The sequence below is a fragment of the Streptomyces sp. NPDC021100 genome, assembly GCF_044333095.1.
Lineage (GTDB): Bacteria > Actinomycetota > Actinomycetes > Streptomycetales > Streptomycetaceae > Streptomyces.
The window spans coordinates 54,279-72,109 of the sequence record NZ_JBIRQH010000013.1 but is presented as its reverse complement, the minus strand read 5'-3'; the positions used below and the strand labels follow the sequence as shown (position 1 = coordinate 72,109).

Here is a 17,831-nt window from a genome sequence, read left to right as displayed (position 1 = left end):
GTTCGCGCGGTGCTCGTGGTGCTCACGGGACTTGGGCATGGTGTCACTCCTCCCTCCGGCCGAGGCCGGACCAGCGCGCCTGGACGACCGTGACCACCGCGATCACCAGCGCCAGCACGACCGCCCCCGCGCTGCCCAGACCCAGGTCCTGCCCCTGGCCGAGCGCGGTGTAGTACAGGTAGACCAACGGCGGCCGGGCGTACGGCGGGTAGCCGCGCGCGTCCGACAGCAGGTTGAAGAACTCGTCGAACGCCTGGAAGGCGTTGATGACCAGCAGCAGCGCCACCGCCACCGAGGTGGCGCGCAGCGCGGGGAACGTGATGTACCGGAACGTCTGCCAGCCGGGGCGCGCCCCGTCGAGCGCCGCCGCCTCGTACAGCCCGATGGGGATGCGCTGCAGCCCGGCCAGGAACAGGATCATGTAGAAACCGGTCTGGAGCCAGAGCCGTACCGTGCCGATGACCAGCCAGTACCAGGGCGGATGGGTGGTCGCCAGCCAGGCGACGGGCTCGGCGCCGAACCAGCCGAGCACGGTGTTGGCCAGCCCGAAGCGCACCCCGTTGAAGATCGACATCTTCCAGACGAGGGCGGCGACCACGTAGGAGCAGGCGGTCGGCAGGAAGAAGACCGAGCGGAAGAACGCCCGCGCCCACCGCAGCCGGTTGACCGCCAGCGCCAGGGCGAGGGAGAGCGCGAACGTGGCGGGAACGATGATCGCGGAGAAGACGGCGAAGGTGGTCAGCGAGGAGCGGAACTCCGGATCGGACAGGATGCGGCGGTAGTTGTCGAGGCCGGTGAAGTCGCGGGGGGTGACCGTGTTGTGCGCGTCGAAGAAGCTGAGGACGACGCTCCAGCCGAGCGGGACGTAGGTGAACAGGGCGAGCCCGGCGGCGAAGGGGCCGACGAAGACCCAGAACCAGAGGGTACGGTTCCGCTGCCGGCGGGTGGCCTTCGGCTTGGGTGGCCGGAGGACGGCCGACGGCATTCAGGACCTCTTCCGGACGCGGGCGAGCTCGGCCTCCGTCGTCCGCACCACCGCCTTCAGCTGCCCCTCCGGATCGGCACCGTCCTTGATGATCCGGCTCAGCGCGTCCTGGTAGGCCACCTTGCTCGCGACCGTCCACAGCAGCGGGTCGGCGTGACCGTGCTCGGCCGCGAACCGGGACGCCTCCGCGGCCGGCCCCTGCCGGAGCCGGTCCGCCTTCCGGGCGAGGGAGGTCCGGGCCGGGAGGTGCAGGCCGTAGGAGAGGGCGAAGTCTTGCTGGAATGCGGTCTGTTCGACCCACAGCCAGCGGACGTACTCCTTGGCCTCCTCCTTCCTGTCGCTCCGCGCGCTGACCGCCGCCGCGTACGCCCCGACCGGCACGGCCGGCCTGCCCGCCGGGCCGTCGGCGGGGAACGGCAGCACCCCCACGTCGTCGCCGAGCGCCTTGGTGATCTGCGGCAGCGCCCAGAGCCCGGACCACTGCATGGCCGTGAGGCCCTGGACGAAGGCGGACGGATCGGACCAGTCGGCGGGCGCGCCCAGCAGCAGCGACTTGTCCTCGTACAGCCGGCGGATCTTGGCCAGGGTTCGGGCGGCGGCCGGGTCGTCGAAGCCCACCTTGCCGTCGGCGGTGACGGGCGAGAGGCCGGCGGCGTACAGCGGGGTCGCGCCGAGGACGCCCGCGCCGCCGTCGTTGCCGAGGAAGAGGCCCTTGGTCCGCCGGTCGGTGAGCCGGCGGGCGGCGTCCACCAGCTCGTCGAGCGAGCGCGGCGGCCGGACGCCCGCCTTGTCGAGCAGGCTCCTGCGGTAGTAGAGGAGCTGGGCGTCGACGGTCTGGGGGATGCCCCAGATCCGGCCGCCGTGCGTCTTGGGCGCCAGGACGGCCTGCTGGAAGTCGTCCTTGACGTCCTTGAGGAGGTCGGTGAGATCGACGACCTGCCCGCCGAGGATCTGGTCGAGGGTCGGGCCGTTGACCTCGAACACGTCCGGGCCGGAGCCGGAGAGCAGGGCGGCGGCGGTCTGCTGGTCGTAGTTGCCCGGCCGCCACTGGACGGAGACCCGGGTCTTCTTGTACGCGGCGGCGTAGCGCCGGACGGCCTGTTCGGTGCCCGCCTCCCCGTACTGGTGGTACCAGTGCGACAGGCCGCCGCCCGAACCGCCGCCCCCGCGGCCGGTGTTGGAGCCGCACGCGGCGGCGGCCGCGCCGGCGAGCGCGAGACCGCCGCCGGCGGCGAGGAGTCGTCTACGGGTGATCGGCATGGTGCTGTCCCCCTTGGGTGCTTCGTGCTTCGGCAGTGCGTGCACGGCCGGTGGTCCGGCCGCCCTCCGTGGCCTTACAGATCAACGAGCGGCTCCGCCGGCCTTCCGGTGTGCGGGCCCGGGTGGTGGCCCGACAGGTCAACGATCAACGATGCGGCGCGATCACGACAGGGGTGTTGCACCGGCATGTCGATCGTTCCGGCCACCGGGAACGCCCGGGTCACGCCCCGGGCCGGTCGATTTTCGGACAGTAGTTCGGGATATCACCCTCGTATACCCTTGAAATGGCCCGTGCCGGGGACCCGGCCGGCACCGACCAGCCCACCCGGCCGGGAGCCACGCCCCGACCGCAGGAACGGAGCGCGCACCCATGCCCGGCCCGGACGTCACGGTCATCATCGCCGCGTACAACGCCATGCCGTACGTGACCCGCAGTGTCACGTCCGTGCTCGACCAGACCCTGGGGGCCGACCGGATCGAGCTGATCGTCGTGGACGACGGGTCCACCGACGGCACCGCCGCCGAGCTGGACCGGCTCGCGGCCGGCGCGCCGTGCATGCGCGTGATCCACCAGCCGAACTCCGGCGGCCCCGCGGGACCGCGCAACCTCGGCCTGGACCGGGCCACCGGCCGCCACGTCTTCTTCCTGGACGCCGACGACCACCTCGGGCCGGAGGCCCTGGAGCGCATGGTCACCGCCGCCGACAAGAACGGCTCCGACGTCGTCCTCGGCCGGATCGTCGGGGAGGGCGGCCGCCGCGCGCCCACCTCCATGTTCGGCCGGAACCAGCCGAAGACCGACGTGTTCTCGTCCCGCGTCTACTGGACGCTCAACCCGATGAAGCTCTTCCGGCGCGAGCTGATCGACCGGCTCGGGCTGCGCTTCGAGACCGGCCTGTCGATCGGCGAGGACCAGCCGTTCACCGCGACCGCCTACCTGGAGGCCGCGGCGATCTCCGTCGTCGCCGACTACGACTGCCTGTACTGGGTGGCCCGTGAGGACGGCAACAACATCACCGCGCAGCCGCACGGCACCCGGATGCGCATGGACCTGTTCCGGATGATGACGGAGCTGGTCGCCCGGCACACCGAACCCGGCGACCGCCGTGACGTCCTGATGCACCGTCACTTCGCCGTCGAACTGCGCGACGCCGTCCTCCAGCTCTGCCGCGAGCCCTACCGCGACACCCAGGACGCGCTCCTCAAGGAGCTCGGCGAGCTGATCGAGCCGTACTACCACGAGGGCCTGGCCGCCCGGCTGCCCGCCATGGTCCGGCTGCGCTGCCACCTCATCCGCGAGGGCCTCCTCGACGAGCTCCTCACCGTCGTCCGCTGGGAACTCGACCGGGGCGCCGCAAGCTACGGCATCACCACGCTCGCCGCCTCCGCCGCCCAGGGCCCCGACATCCTCACCGAGGACGGCCGCGCGTACGCGGAGTACCCCTACTTCCGCGACTCCACGCTCAACATCCCCGACGACTGCTACGACATCACCTCCGAACTGCGCGTCCGCCACTTCCTGGAGACCGCCGAGCTGGAGGGCGGCACGCTGCGGCTGGCCGGGCACGCGTACGTGCACCGAATAGCCGGCGAGACCGCTGTCGAACTGCTCCTGCGCAAGCGCGGCAGCGCCGTCGAACACCGCCTCCCCGTGCGGCGCGTCCCCACCCCGGACCTGGGCGCGGACGAGGACGGCGGGCAGTTCCGCTACTCCGACGCGGGCTTCGACGTGACCGTGGACCTCGCCACGGCGGCCGGCGGGGCACCGCTGGGCCCGGGCCTGTGGGACTTCACCCTCGCGGTCGACGCCCGGGGCGTCGGGAAGGAAGCGCGCCTCGGCAGCCGGCGCGCGGAGACGGTCACCTCCGAGACGGTGACGGTGGTGACGGGTGAGGGGACGGCGGCGGCCCTCTTCACCACCAAGCCGTACGGGAACCTCTCGCTCGACGTGGGGGAGACGCGGCATCGCGTCCTGCCGCACCTGGCCGTGGACGGGGCCGTGTGGGCCTCGGAGGGCCCGGCCACCCTTTCCGTGACCGGCCGCTGCACCCTTTCCGGCTGGCCGGCCGGGGCGTTGGCGCTGCGGGCCACCGAGGTTTCCGGCGGCGCCGTGCGGTCGGTGCCCGTGGTGGTGGGTCCGGACGGGGCTTTCTCCGTGCGGCACGACTGCGCGGCCTCGCCGGGGGAGTGGCGCTTCGAGCTGCGGCTTTCGGCCGGGGCCGGGGAGTGGGTGGTTCCCGTTCCGCCGCAGGGGCGGTTGGTGGCGGCGAAGTGGCAGCGGTTCGGGTTGCCCTGGTACGCGAAGGTTGTTGAAGGGCGGGATGTGTTGGTGGTGCGGGTGGGGAGGGTGGAGCTGTTGAAGGGGGTGCGGGGCCGCTTGAAGCGGCGGTAGCCGCTTGGGGGTGGGTGCCCCGGTCCCGCCCTTTCACCGTTTCTTGCGGGGGAGAGCCCCCGCACCCCCCGAGGCGCGCAGCCCCAGGGAACTGGGGGCACACCTCCCAGCGGTAGCTGGGGAAAGGGCGGGACCGGGGCACCCTCACTCCAGCCCCGACGCCCGGAGCACACCCCGCACCCCCTCCCCATCGATCCGGCTCGCCAGAGCCGCGAGCACCGGCGCGCCCTCCCGCAGCAACCCCCGTTCCAGAGCGCGCCGGGCCCCGGTCTCCACCTGATGCCACAGCAAGGGGTTCATCCGCAGTACCCGCGGGTCCAGCTCCACCCGCCCCCCGCCCACGTCCCGGAGGACGAGCCGGGGCGCGACGCCGTCCAGCCGCCGTACCCGGGTGAGCAGGTCCGTCCGTACCCGCCGCTCCCGGAACAGGCCGCGGGAGGCCAGCCAGCCGTCGCCGGCGGTGACGCGGGGCGGCCGCAGGACCGCCACCAGGGCCGTGCCGAGCGTGGCCCAGCAGCAGGCCCGTACCGCGTCGAGTTCGCCGCGCAGCAGGTCGACGAGGGTGAGGAGGCCGCCGAGCGCCGTCCCCCAGCACCACGCCTCGCGGGCCTCGCGCCGCCAGTGGCGGTCCCGGGCGAGTACGCCGTCGGTGGCCGTGGCGGTGGGGCGCCCGGAGCGGGGGCCGTGTCTGCGCGTCCTTACCGTCGGTCGCCGTCCCATGGCGTGAGGTTAGGGCCGTCCGCCCGACGATCCCGCGCCCGTTGACGCCAAGCTGACGGAAACGTGTCCGAACCTGACGGCCTCCTGACGCCCTCTTGATAGAGCATCGGTCAACTTCCGTTAAAGAAGCGCCAAGATGGCAACGGAAGGCGCCAAGAGACCGCCAAGGACCAGTGTCTTTCGGTCGCCTCCGCCGCAGGCTGAGCCTCCCACGTCACGGAGGTACGAACAGCGATGTCCACGCCGGCCCACACGGAAGAACGGCCCGACGGGACCGGCGAGGAACCGCCGGATACCAAGGCCGGGCACGAGGACCTCCGGGAGGACCAGCAAGGGGAGCGGCACCGGCTCACCGCCCTCCAGGGCCTGGCCGCCCTGTCGCTCGACGCGATGGCCTCCGTCGCGTACGGCCCCGAGTCGATCGTCCTGGTGCTGGCCGCGGCCGGTGCCCACGGACTGGGCTGCACCCTGCCCGTCACCCTCGCCATCGCGGCCCTGCTCGCCGTGCTCGTCGCCTCCTACCGGCAGGTCATCGCCGCCTTCCCGGACGGCGGCGGGTCGTACGCCGTGGCCAAGCGCCACCTCGGCCGCCGCACCTCCCTCGTCACCGCCGCCTCACTGGTCCTGGATTACGTCCTGAACGTGGCGGTCTCCGTCACCGCCGGCGTCGCCGCCCTGACCTCGGCCTTCCCCGCCCTCCACGCCGACCGGCTGTGGATCTGCCTCGGCGTCCTGGTGCTGGTCACCGGGGTGAACCTGCGGGGCATCGCGGAGTCGGCGAAGGCGTTCATCGTCCCGACCGCCGTCTTCGTCGGCTCGATCCTCGCCATGATCGTCGTCGGGCTGTTCCGGGACGCGCCCGCGAGCACCGAGGCCGCCGCCGGACACGCGTCCGCGCTGAGCTCCGACGCGACCACGGTCGGCGCCCTGCTGCTGCTCAAGGCGTTCGCCGCCGGCTGCTCCGCCCTCACCGGCGTCGAGGCCGTGGCCAACGCCGTCCCCTCCTTCCGCGCACCGCGGGCCCGCCGCGCCCAGCGCACGGAGGTCGCGCTCGGCGCGCTGCTGGGCGCGATGCTCATCGGACTGTCCGTGCTCATCGGCCGCTTCCACCTCCAGCCGGTGGAGGGCGTCACCGTCCTCGCCCAGCTGGCGGACGCCTCGCTCGGCCACAACTGGGCCTTCTACGTCGTGCAGTTCGCGACGGTCGTGCTGCTGGCGCTGGCCGCCAACACCTCCTTCGGCGGGCTGCCCGTCCTGATGAGCCTCCTCGCCCGGGACAACTACCTGCCCCACGTCTTCGCCCTCAAGGCCGACCGCCAGGTGCACCGGCACGGCGTCCTCGCGCTGGCCGCCGTCTCGGCCCTGCTGCTGGTCTTCTCCGGCGGCGACGTCAACACGCTCGTGCCGCTGTTCGCGATCGGTGTGTTCGTCGGCTTCACCGTCTGCCAGGTCGGGATGGTCCGGCACTGGCGTCTGGAACGGTCGTCCGGGTGGCGCGGCAAGGCCGTGCTGAACGGTTTCGGCGCGCTGCTCACCGGGGTGTCGGCGGTCGTCGTCACCGCCACGAAGTTCACCGAGGGCGCCTGGCTCATCGTCCTCGCGCTCCCCCTGATGGTGCTGGCCTTCGAGGCGGTCCACCGCACGTACGCCCGGATCGGCGACCGGCTGGCACTGGGCCGGGTGCCGGAACCGCCCCGCCGCTGCCACTCCGTCGTCGTCGTGCCCGTCTCCTCCCTCTCGCGCCTCACCAGCAAGGCGCTGACCGCCGCCGTCTCCCTCGGCGACGAGGTCGTCGCCGTCACCGTCGCTCCGCCCGACGCGGAGGGGCGGCGTGCCGTCGAATCGCTGCGGCGCGACTGGGAGCTGTGGAGTCCGGGTGTCGAGCTCGTCGAACTCCCCGCCCGGGACCGGGCGCTGGGGCGCCCTATCGTCGACTACGTTCAGGAGGTCGCCGACCGTCACCCCGACAACCGGGTCATCGTCCTGATCCCGGAGGTGGAACCCGCCCGGCTCTGGCAGCGGTTGCTGCAGAACCAGCGGGGGGCGGTGGTCGCGCACGCGGTGCGGCGGGATACGGACGCGGTGATCTGCCGGCTGCGGTTCCGGGTGGGCTGAGGCCGCCCGCGGCGGACTGTGCCCCGGTCCCTCCCCTTCGCCGATTCCTGGGGACCGAGCCCCCAGCCCCCCGAAACCGCGCCGCGCGCGCTGTCCTCAAACGCCGGACGGGCTGATATTCAGCCCGTCCGGCGTTTGAGGACGAGCGGCGAAGCCGCGAAAAGGGGGTCTGGGGCGTAGCCCCAGGAAGCGGCGAAGGGGAGGGACCGGGGCATCACACCCCCGCCGGCCACCCGTACCGCACCCCCGTCAACCGCTCCGACAACCCCCACAACCCCGCCGATGCCACATCGTCCCGCGTCCACGGAGCACGCGCCGACCGCGCGGGCGCCCCCCGCATCAACAGGCCGCCGGGACCGATGAAATCGTCCTGCCCGACCCCCTCCGCCGTCGCGGCGTACAGCGTCGGCAGCGCGCCCTGCTCCGCGCTCTGCGCGACCAGCCGCGTCGCACCGGCCACGACGCGCTCGGTGCGCTGCCGGCCCTCCAGCCGTACCGCGGCCGTCTGGAGGCCGGTCGCCGCCAAGCCGGGGTGGGCCGCCGCGGCGACGAGGGGGGAGCCGTCGGCGGCGAGGCGGCGGGCGAGTTCGTGGACGAAGAGGAGGTTGGCGCTCTTGGAGCGGGCGTAGGCGGCCCACCGGCGGTAGCCCCGGTCGAGCTGCGGGTCGCGCGGGTCGACCGTGCCCAGGACGTGCATGAAGCTGGAGACGACGATCACCCGGGCGCCGTACCCGGCGTCCCGCATCCGCGGAAGCAGCAGCCCGGTCAGCGCGAAGTGCCCCAGGTGGTTGGTGCCGAACTGCATCTCGAAGCCGTCGACCGTGCGCCGCCGCGGCAGGGCCATCACCCCGGCGTTGTCGATCAGCAGGTCGATCCGTTCCTCGGGCAGTTCCGCGGCGAAGGAGCGCACCGACGCCAGGTCGGCGAGGTCGAGCCGGGCCAGGCGGACGTCCGCGCCGGGCACCTGCTGCCGCAGCAGGTCCTCGGCGGCTCTGCCGCGCGTCTCGTCCCGGCAGGCCAGCACCACGCGGGCGCCGCGCCGGGCCAGCTCCCGCGAGGTGACGTACCCGATGCCGCTGTTGGCGCCGGTCACGACGGCCGTCCGGCCCTTCTGGTCGGGCATGTCGTCGAGCGTCCAGCCGTTCGTCATGTGCTCCTCCGCCCTGTCCCACCAGGCACATCAGGGGTGACCGTCACCTGTCGCGCCCAGCCTAGGGGACGGCACCGACAACGGCCCGCGCACGGCCGGTATCGGGACAGCGGGCGGGCCGGGGACAGGAGTTGGCGCGCCGGCCGCCCGTACGATCCCGTGGTGACCCACGACATATCCCTGACCACCCTGCTGCTGCTCTGCCTCGCCGCGGCCACCGCCGGCTGGATCGACGCCGTCGTGGGCGGCGGCGGCCTGCTCCAACTCCCCGCGCTGCTGGTCGGCCTGCCGCACGCCGCGCCCGCGCACATGCTGGGCACCAACAAGGCCGTCGCCATCTGGGGCACCGCCGCCGCCGCGGTCTCGTACGCCCGCCGCGCCCCCCTCGACCTGCGCACCGCCTTCCGTACCGGACTCGCCGCGCTCGGCGGCTCGCTGGCCGGGGCGGTGTTCGCCGCCGGCATCGACAGCGCCCTGCTCCGACCGCTGATCATGGTGATCCTGGTCGCGGTCCTGGCCTTCGTCCTGCTGCGGCCGGGCTTCGGCGCCGTCGCGGCGGCCGGCGGGCCGGTGAGCCGGCGGCGGGTGTGGACGGCGATCCTCGTCGCCGGCCTGGGCATCGGCTTCTACGACGGCCTGATCGGCCCCGGCACCGGCACCTTCCTCGTCCTCGCGCTGGCCGGGATCCTCCACATGGACCTGGTGGCCGCCTCCGGCACGGCGAAAATCGTCAATGTCTGCACCAACATCGGCGCCCTGGTCACCTTCTCGCTCCAGGGCGCGGTGCTGTGGTCGGTGGCCCTGCCGATGGCCGTCTTCAACCTGGCGGGCGGGACGCTGGGCGCCCGGATGGCCCTGAAGCGGGGGAGCGGGTTCGTGCGCGTGGTCCTGGTCGTGGTGGTGCTGGGGCTGCTCGCCAAGCTCGGTTACGACCAGTGGGCCGGATAGGCCGGATGACGACCGGTGAGCCGCGTAGGCCGGGTACGACCGGTGGGCCGGGCAGGGCGGACGCCGTTCGTGTGATCGGGGCGGGCGGGACGAGACTTCCCGCACCGGATGTGGTGAATGGTTGACGATCATTCGTACGCTGTTCATACACCGGATCGTCGGTCGTCCGACGGTACGGAAAACCGTCCGGCGGCCGTACGCGCCGGACGGTGCGGTTAGCCTGTGAACGACCTTCCGAACGTGGTGGGGGTGCCTGTGCGTTTTCCCCGGTGGAGCCGGGCCCGATGGGGCCGGGCCACGCTGGCGGGACTCTATGTCGTCGTGCTGGCGGCGGCCGTCCCGCAGGCCGGCGGCCACGGGAAGGACCGCAGCTGGACCAGCGAGCAGGCGCGGCGGTTCTGGGGCCCGGAGGCCACCGCCCCGTCCGCCGGGACGGCGTCCGACGACGCGGCGGACGCCGACGCCCGGAGCGCGGCGCAGCGCATCACCGGCAGCGCACGGCACTTCGGCGGAGTGCCCTCGGTGGGCGTCCTCTTCTACACCGGCGAGGACATGAAGAGCCATCACTGCACGGCCAGCGTCGTCCACAGCCCCAAGGGGAACCTGCTGGTCACGGCCGGGCACTGCTCGATCGGCGAGGACGCCGCGTTCGTGCCGGACTATCAGGCGGGCGCCAAGGAGCAGCCGTACGGCGTGTGGACGGTGGACCGGACCTTCACCGACCCCAGACGCACCGACACCGGTGAGGGCTCCGACCTGGACTTCGCCTTCGCCACCGTCCGGCCCGACGCGAAGGGACGTCAGATCGAGCAGGTCACCGGCGCCAACCGGCTGGCCCGTACCCCCGGCTACGTCAACCGGGTGACCGTCATCGGCTACCCCAGCGCGGACGACGACCCCGCCGACGAGGCCATCCGCTGCACCGCCCTGACGAGCAGGCTGGAGAACCACAACCAGCTGAAGATGCGGTGCGACGGCTTCTTCTCCGGCACCTCCGGCAGCCCCTGGCTGGTCCACTTCAACGAGCGGACGCGGACCGGCGACCTGGTCGGCGTCCTGGGCGGGCTCAACGGCGGCGGCCCGGACGGCGACCGCGCGTCGCAGGTGTCGTACAGCCCCCTGAACGACGACGAGATCTTCCGGCTCTACGTCGACGCCATAAACGGCCGGGAGCCCAAGCGGTAGCGCCGGGGGCGGCGCGGGTCCGCGAGCCCGGAGGCGAGGCCGCCGGACGCCGAGCGGCGACGGGAACGCGCGGTCGGCGCGGGCGGGTCCGACCGGTGGCGGCCCCGCCCGCGGATCACCGCCCCGCCGCCTCCAGCGCCCGGTCCACCCCCGGCTCGCGCGGGCCCAGGAACCTCGGCCCCGGCCGTACCGCCGCCTCCACCGCCGCCTTCCCGGCCGCCAGGATCTCCCGGGCGCCCGCCGCGTACCAGGTGCGGTCGCGCTTGGCCGCCACGCCCACTCCGTACACGTCGATCCCGGCCGCGTCGCACAGCGCCACCGCCCGCCGGATGTGGAAGTCCTGGGTGACCAGCACCGCCTTGCGCACCCCGAAGACGCGGCGGGCGCGGGTGCAGGAGTCCCAGGTGTCGAAGCCGGCGTAGTCGGCGACCACGCGGTCGTCGGGGACGCCGTGCTCGTGGAGGTAGGCGCGCATGGCGTCCGGCTCGTCGTACTCCCGGCGGCCGTTGTCGCCGGTGACCAGGACGACGCGGACCTTGCCCGCGCGGTACAGGTCGATCGCGGTGTCGAGCCGGTGCGCCAGGTACGGGGACGGCTTGCCCTGCCACAGGCCCGCGCCGAACACGACGGCCACCGGCGCCGACGGCACGTCCTCGACCCGCCGCAGCCGGGCATCGGCGGCGGCGTGCACCCAGGTGACGGGCAGCAGGGCCAGCACACAGGCCGCCATCACCGCCTGGACGGCCCGGCGCCTGCCCTTGCGGGTGGCGGGCAGCCGGCGACGCGGCCACTTTTTCACACTCATGTTCGCCTCCCCCTCCGGACAGTAAGGAACGCCGCGCGGGCCGCCGCGGTTCCCCTGACGCGCAGGCCGGACGGGGTACGGGCGGGCCCTACGGGTCCCCGGACCGACCGGAACGGGCCGGGAGACCCCATGCCCTTGTCAGACCCGGGGACTACCGTCGGGGGTATGAACGGCTCAGCAGCAACCGCCCGCAGCGCAGCGCCCGCCCTCGACGGCTACGACGCCCCGGACCTGGAGCGCTGGGTCACCGAGCCCGACAAACGGCCGGGCCGCACCGCCTTCCAGCGCGACCGCGCCCGCGTCCTGCACTCCGCCGCGCTGCGCCGGCTCGCCGGGAAGACACAGGTCGTCACCCCCGGCGTCAGCGGGCAGGTCTGGGACGCCAGCCCGCGCACCCGGCTCACCCACTCCCTGGAGTGCGCCCAGGTCGGCCGGGAGCTGGGTGCCGCCCTCGGCTGCGACCCCGACCTCGTCGAGACCGCCTGCCTCGCGCACGACCTCGGCCACCCGCCGTTCGGGCACAACGGCGAACAGGCGCTCGACGAAGTCGCCGCTCCCTGCGGCGGGTTCGAGGGCAACGCACAGTCGCTGCGGCTGCTGACCCGGCTGGAGCCCAAGCGCTTCACCACCGACCCCGAGACCGGCGAACCGGCCAGCGTCGGCCTCAACCTCACCCGGGCCGCGCTCGACGCCGCCACCAAGTACCCCTGGCCGCGCGCCGGCCACCCCACCGACCCCACCTCCACCAAGTTCGGGGTCTACCCCGACGACCTGCCGGTCTTCCACTGGCTGCGGCAGGGCGCGCCCCCGCACCGCAGGAGCTTCGAGGCCCAGGTCATGGACTGGGCCGACGACGTCGCCTACTCCGTCCACGACGTCGAGGACGGGCTGCACGCCGGCCACCTCGACCCCAACGTCCTGACCGCCGAGCCCGAGCGGCGCGAGATCTTCGCCGTCGCCGCCCGCCGCTACGCCCCCGGCGCGGACCCCGAGGAGCTGGCCGAGGCCCTGGACCGGCTGCTCGACCAGGAGTGGTGGCCGCACGGCTACGACGGCTCGGCCGTCGCCCAGGCCCGTCTCAAGGACGCCACCAGCCAGCTCATCGGCCGGTTCTGCCTCGCGGCCGAGACCGCCACCCGGGAGGCGTGGGGTCCCGGCCGGCTCACCCGCCACCGCGCCGCCCTCGTCGTCCCGCACGGCACCCGGCTGGAGTGCGCCGTCCTCAAGGCCGTCGCCGACCGGTACGTCATCCAGCGCGAGGACCAGGAGAAGCTCCGCGCCGACCAGCGCATCGTGATCGCCGAGCTGGCGGAGGCGCTGGTCTCCCGGGCGCCCGACGGCCTCGACCCGCAGTTCCGCTCCCTGTACACGGCCGCGGCCGACGACGCCGGCCGGCTGCGCGCCGTCGTCGACCAGATCGCGGCCCTCACCGACGCCTCGGCGCGCACCCTGCACGCCCGGCTCACCGGGGGCCGTCCGCCGTCCGCCGGCTGATCCCGGGGCGGGGATCCGAGGGTCCGGGCCGCGGACGGTCCCCGGCGCGGCCCTCTTCCGGCGGCCCGCCGCGTGCGGGACGCTCGCACTGGCCGTTCCGGCGCACGCACCGGGGACTCGAAGTGGCACATCGAGCGAGGAGGCAGCAAGTGGTGGACGCGAACCAGACGTTCGTCATCGTCGGAGGGGGGCTCGCCGGCGCGAAGGCGGCCGAGACCCTCCGCGCGGAGGGTTTCACCGGGCGGGTGATCCTCATCAGCGACGAACGCGACCACCCCTACGAGCGCCCGCCGCTCTCCAAGGGGTACCTGATCGGGAAGGACGAGCGGGACAGCGTCTTCGTCCACGAACCCGCCTGGTACGCCCGCGCCGACATCGAGCTCCACCTCGGCCTGCCCGCCGTCCACCTCGACCGCGCCGCCCGCACGGTCCGGCTGGGCGACGGCACGTGCGTCCACTACGACCGGCTGCTGCTCGCCACCGGCGCCGAGCCGCGCCGCCTCGACATCCCCGGCACCGGCCTGGCCGGCGTCCACCACCTGCGCCGCCTCGCCCACGCCGAGCGGCTGCGCGGCGTCCTCGCCTCCCTCGGCCGGGACAACGGCCACCTCGTCATCGCCGGCGCCGGCTGGATCGGCCTGGAGGTGGCCGCCGCCGCCCGCGGCTACGGCGCCGAGGTGACCGTCGTCGAGCCCGACCCCACCCCGCTGCACCGGGTCCTCGGCCCCGAGCTCGGGCAGGTCTTCACCGACCTGCACGCCGAGCACGGCGTCCGCTTCCACTTCGGCGCCCGCCTCACCGAGATCACCGGCCAGGACGGCATGGTGCTCGCCGTGCACACCGACGACGGGGAGGAGCACCCCGCGCACAGCGTCCTCGCCGCCATCGGCGCGGCCCCGCGCACCGCCCTCGCCGAGGCCGCCGGGCTCGCCCTCGTCGACCGCGCGGACGGCGGCGGCATCGCGGTCGACGCCTCGCTGCGCACCTCCGACCCGGAGGTCTTCGCCGCGGGCGACGTCGCCGCGATCGGCCGCCCGGACGGCACGGGCCGGCTCCGCGTCGAGCACTGGGCCAACGCCCTGCACAGCGGCCCGGCGGCGGCCCGCGCCATGCTGGGCCGGCCGGTCGTCTACGACCGGGTCCCCTACTTCTTCTCCGACCAGTACGACGTCGGCATGGAGTACTCGGGCTACGCGCCGCCCGGCTCCTACGACCAGGTGGTGTGCCGCGGGGACGTCGGCAAGCGGGAGTTCATCGCCTTCTGGCTGCGGGAGGGCCGGGTGCTGGCGGGGATGAACGTCAATGTGTGGGACGTCACGGAGTCCGTCCAGCGGCTCATCCGGGCCGGTGCCCGCCCGGACCCCGAGGCGCTGGCGGACCCCGGGGTGCCGCTGGACTCGCTGGTTCCCTGAGAATCCCCTGATCCCGGGGACCGCGGGCCGGGCGTGTCGGTGGCCGCCAGTAGACTTCACGCGTGGCAGGCAGGATCAACGATGACGATGTGAAGGCGGTCCGGGACGCCGTCCCGATCGACGCCGTCGTGTCCGAATACCTCCAGCTGCGCAACGCCGGCGGCGGCAACCTCAAGGGCCTCTGCCCGTTCCACGACGAGAAGTCCCCGTCCTTCCACGTCAGCCCGTCCAAGGGGCTGTACCACTGCTTCGGCTGCCAGGAGGGCGGGGACACGGTCGACTTCGTGATGAAGGTCGACCACCTGTCGTTCACCGAGACCATCGAGCGGCTCGCCGCCCAGGCCGGCATCACCCTGCGCTACGAGGAGGGCGGCTACACGCCCGGCCGCCAGCAGGGCGAGCGCACCCGGCTGGTCGAGGCGCACAAGGTCGCGGCGAAGTTCTACGCCGAGCAGCTCGACGGCGCCGAGGCCGAGATCGGCCGGGCCTTCCTGGCCGGCCGCGGCTTCGACCAGGCGGCGGCGCAGCACTTCGGCGTCGGCTACAGCCCGGCCGGCTGGGACCACCTCACCCGGTTCCTGCGCGGCCGCGGCTTCACCGACAAGGAGCTGATCCTCTCCGGCCTCTCCCAGGACGGCCGGCGTGGCCCCATCGACCGCTTCCGCGGCCGGCTGATGTGGCCCATCCGCGACATCACCGGCGACGTCGTCGGCTTCGGCGCCCGCAAGCTCCGCGACGACGACAACGGCCCCAAGTACCTCAACACCCCCGAGACGCCGATCTACCGCAAGTCCCACGTCCTCTACGGCATCGACCTCGCCAAGAAGGACATCGCCAAGGGCAACCGCGCGGTCGTCGTCGAGGGCTACACCGACGTGATGGCCTGCCATATGGCCGGCGTCACCACCGCCATCGCCACCTGCGGCACCGCCTTCGGCGGCGAGCACGTCAAGATCCTCCGCCGGCTGCTGATGGACAACTCCCGCGCCAAGGTGATCTTCACCTTCGACGGGGACGCGGCCGGGCAGCGGGCCGCCCTGCGCGCCTTCGAGGACGACCAGAAGTTCGCCGCGCACACCAACATCGCCGTCTCGCCCGGCGGCATGGACCCCTGCGACCTCCGGCTCGACAAGGGCGACGACGCGGTCCGGCAGCTGATCGAGGAGAGCACGCCCCTCTTCGAGTTCGCCCTCCGCTCCGTCGTCGCCCGGCACGACGTGGACACCCCCGAGGGCCAGGCGGCGGCCCTGGAGGAGGCCGCCCCGATCGTCGCGCACATCAAGGACAGCTCCATCCGGCACCAGTACGCCGTGCGGCTGGCCGGACTGCTGGGGATCCTCGACACGCAGTTCGTCGTGATGCGGGTGGGGCAGCTGGCGCGGTGGGCGCGGGAGCGGGACGCGCGCGGCGACGGCGGCCGGGGCCGGACGGCTCCCCGCGCGGCGGCCCCCGTCCAGCCGGCCGGACCGGCCGCGCCCCCGGGCCCGCGCGGGCCCGCCCTCAACCTGCGCAGCCCCGCCCACCGCACCGAGCGCGAGCTCCTCAAGCTCGCCCTCCAGCGGCCCGAGCTGGTCGCCCCCGCCTTCGACGCCTACGGCGAGGACGAGTTCACCGCCCCGCCCTACGCCGTCGTCCGCCGCGCGATCGAGCAGGCCGGCGGCGTCGCCCTGGCCGACGGCGACTACCTCACCCGCGTCCGGGACGTGGCCCCCGACGACACCGTCCGCTCGATGATCACCGAACTGGCCGTCGAGTCGATCCACGCCAAGACGGTGGACGAGGTCTACGCCGGACAGCAGCTCGTGCAGGTGCGGCTGCGGGCCGTGGAACGGCGGGTGCGGGAGGTGCAGGGGAGTCTGGTGCGGCTCGGTGCGCAATCCGCGCCGGATCATCTGGCTGCCGTGCAGAACGAGTTGTGGGTGCTGCAGCAGTACGGGAAGGCGTTGCAGGAGCGGGGCGCGGCCGCGCTGTAGCCCTGACGGGCGGGGGTGCCCCGGTCCCGCCCTTTCACCGTTTCTTGCGGGGGCTGCGCCCCCGCACCCCCGGGCGGGCTGATTTCAGCCCGTCCGGCGTTTGAGGACGAGCGGCGGAGCCGCGATCAAGGAGTCTGGGGCGCAGCCCCAGGAAACGGTGAAAGGGCGGGACCGGGGCGTCACCCCCCGACCACAGAAAGTGGTCGCAAGCCCCTCGTGGCGGAGCCACGTCGTGCCCCACACTGGTGGGCGGCGCCGCCGCAGCGGCCGAGACTCTGCCAAACGCAGCGATCACCCTGGAGGTCGCCCCCGTGCAGACCCGGACCCCTACCCTCCCCGAGGCCCTGGCCGACCCCGTAGGGGCCGTTCCGCGGCAGCCCGGACCGCCACCGCCCGAGACCCTGGCCGACGAGCCGGAGCCGCTCGCGGAGCGCAACCGGGGCCGCGATCGCGACCGCCGCGCCGCCGAGAGCAACGGCCCCTCCTCGGACCTCTTCCGCCAGTACCTCCGCGAGATCGGCCGGATCCCGCTGCTCACCGCGGCCGAGGAGGTGGAGCTGGCCCGCCGGGTCGAGGCCGGGCTGTTCGCCGAGGAGAAGCTGTCGAACGACCCCGACCTCGACACCTGTCTGGCGCTCGACCTCGACCGCCTCGTCGTCCTGGGCCGGATGGCCAAGCGCCGCCTGATCGAGGCCAATCTGCGCCTCGTCGTCTCCGTCGCCAAGCGCTACATCGGGCGCGGCCTGACCATGCTCGACCTCGTCCAGGAGGGCAACCTCGGTCTCATCAGGGCGGTCGAGAAGTTCGACTACGCGCGCGGCTACAAGTTCTCGACCTACGCGACGTGGTGGATCCGCCAGGCCATGTCCCGGGCCCTGGCCGACCAGGCGCGGACGATCCGCGTCCCGGTGCACGTCGTCGAGCTGATCAACCGGGTGGTCCGGGTGCAGCGCCGCATGCTCCAGGAGCGCGGCAGCGAGCCGACGGCAGAAGAGGTCGCCGCGTACCTCGACCTCTCCGAGGAGCGGGTCAGCGAGGTGCTGCGGCTCGCCCAGGAGCCGGTGTCACTGCACGCGCCCGTGGGCGAGGAGGACGACGTCGCGCTCGGCGACCTCATCGAGGACGGGGACGCCGCCTCGCCCGTCGAGTCCGCCGCCTTCCTGCTGCTGCGCGAGCACCTGGAGGCCGTGCTGTCCACGCTGGGCGAGCGCGAGCGCAAGGTGGTGCAGCTGCGCTACGGGCTGGTGGACGGCAGGCCGCGGACACTGGAGGAGATCGGCCGGATATTCGGCGTCACCCGGGAGCGGATCCGGCAGATCGAGTCCAAGACCCTCAACAAGCTCCGGGACCACGCCTTCGCCGACCAACTGCGCGGCTACCTCGACTGACGCG

At 73.6% G+C, this 17,831-nt stretch carries 13 protein-coding genes; 8 read left to right on the top strand and 5 right to left on the bottom strand.

Going from position 1 to position 17,831, the window contains the following annotated elements; translation table 11 throughout:
• Nucleotides 1-43: 43 nt before the first annotated feature.
• Entirely contained in the window at nucleotides 44-985 is a 942-nt protein-coding gene (locus ACH4PU_RS22775) for a carbohydrate ABC transporter permease (RefSeq protein ID WP_398274936.1), read from the bottom strand.
• Complete coding sequence (locus tag ACH4PU_RS22770; protein WP_398274933.1) at nucleotides 986-2,245, bottom strand: ABC transporter substrate-binding protein; 1,260 nt, start codon at nucleotides 2,243-2,245, stop codon at nucleotides 986-988.
• A 370-nt stretch (nucleotides 2,246-2,615) separates the two neighbouring features.
• Between ACH4PU_RS22770 and ACH4PU_RS22765 the strand changes: the two genes are divergently transcribed.
• On the top strand, nucleotides 2,616-4,637 hold the full coding sequence (locus ACH4PU_RS22765; protein ID WP_398274930.1) for a glycosyltransferase family 2 protein: 2,022 nt from the start codon (nucleotides 2,616-2,618) through the stop codon (nucleotides 4,635-4,637).
• Nucleotides 4,638-4,781: 144 nt separating this feature from the next.
• Here the strand turns inward: ACH4PU_RS22765 and ACH4PU_RS22760 are convergent, their stop codons facing one another.
• Nucleotides 4,782-5,357 carry a hypothetical protein gene (locus tag ACH4PU_RS22760; RefSeq protein ID WP_398274927.1) on the bottom strand — a complete coding sequence of 192 codons (576 nt, stop codon included), beginning with the start codon at nucleotides 5,355-5,357 and terminating at the stop codon, nucleotides 4,782-4,784.
• A gap of 234 nt (nucleotides 5,358-5,591) precedes the next feature.
• On the opposite strand from ACH4PU_RS22760, the gene ACH4PU_RS22755 reads away from it, so the two are divergent.
• Nucleotides 5,592-7,472, top strand: coding sequence for an APC family permease (locus ACH4PU_RS22755; RefSeq protein ID WP_398274924.1), 1,881 nt, complete (start codon nucleotides 5,592-5,594; stop codon nucleotides 7,470-7,472).
• Between the two features lie 214 nt (nucleotides 7,473-7,686).
• On the opposite strand, the gene ACH4PU_RS22750 is transcribed toward ACH4PU_RS22755, so the two are convergent.
• Nucleotides 7,687-8,622 (bottom strand): oxidoreductase, encoded by a 936-nt coding sequence (locus ACH4PU_RS22750; protein ID WP_398274921.1) that lies wholly within the window; start codon nucleotides 8,620-8,622, stop codon nucleotides 7,687-7,689.
• A 162-nt stretch (nucleotides 8,623-8,784) separates the two neighbouring features.
• Between ACH4PU_RS22750 and ACH4PU_RS22745 the strand changes: the two genes are divergently transcribed.
• Together ACH4PU_RS22745 and ACH4PU_RS22740 are read left to right on the top strand one after the other, a co-directional pair.
• Nucleotides 8,785-9,570, top strand: a complete 786-nt coding sequence (locus ACH4PU_RS22745) for a TSUP family transporter (RefSeq protein WP_398274918.1) — start codon at nucleotides 8,785-8,787, stop codon at nucleotides 9,568-9,570.
• A gap of 255 nt (nucleotides 9,571-9,825) precedes the next feature.
• Complete coding sequence (locus tag ACH4PU_RS22740; protein ID WP_398274915.1) at nucleotides 9,826-10,755, top strand: trypsin-like serine peptidase; 930 nt, start codon at nucleotides 9,826-9,828, stop codon at nucleotides 10,753-10,755.
• Nucleotides 10,756-10,870: 115 nt separating this feature from the next.
• Here ACH4PU_RS22740 and ACH4PU_RS22735 read toward each other — a convergent pair whose 3' ends face one another.
• On the bottom strand, nucleotides 10,871-11,560 hold the full coding sequence (locus ACH4PU_RS22735; RefSeq protein WP_398274912.1) for a vancomycin high temperature exclusion protein: 690 nt from the start codon (nucleotides 11,558-11,560) through the stop codon (nucleotides 10,871-10,873).
• Between the two features lie 165 nt (nucleotides 11,561-11,725).
• On the opposite strand from ACH4PU_RS22735, the gene ACH4PU_RS22730 reads away from it, so the two are divergent.
• From ACH4PU_RS22730 to ACH4PU_RS22715, 4 genes are all read left to right on the top strand, one after another.
• The gene (locus ACH4PU_RS22730) at nucleotides 11,726-13,054 is read left to right on the top strand and encodes a deoxyguanosinetriphosphate triphosphohydrolase (RefSeq protein WP_398274909.1); all 1,329 of its coding nucleotides are present in this window, start codon (nucleotides 11,726-11,728) and stop codon (nucleotides 13,052-13,054) included.
• Nucleotides 13,055-13,203: 149 nt separating this feature from the next.
• Nucleotides 13,204-14,466 (top strand): NAD(P)/FAD-dependent oxidoreductase, encoded by a 1,263-nt coding sequence (locus tag ACH4PU_RS22725; RefSeq protein ID WP_398274906.1) that lies wholly within the window; start codon nucleotides 13,204-13,206, stop codon nucleotides 14,464-14,466.
• A 62-nt stretch (nucleotides 14,467-14,528) separates the two neighbouring features.
• Nucleotides 14,529-16,439 carry a DNA primase gene (gene dnaG, locus ACH4PU_RS22720; protein WP_398274903.1) on the top strand — a complete coding sequence of 637 codons (1,911 nt, stop codon included), beginning with the start codon at nucleotides 14,529-14,531 and terminating at the stop codon, nucleotides 16,437-16,439.
• A 245-nt stretch (nucleotides 16,440-16,684) separates the two neighbouring features.
• Complete coding sequence (locus ACH4PU_RS22715) at nucleotides 16,685-17,827, top strand: RNA polymerase sigma factor (protein ID WP_398274900.1); 1,143 nt, start codon at nucleotides 16,685-16,687, stop codon at nucleotides 17,825-17,827.
• Nucleotides 17,828-17,831: the final 4 nt, after the last annotated feature.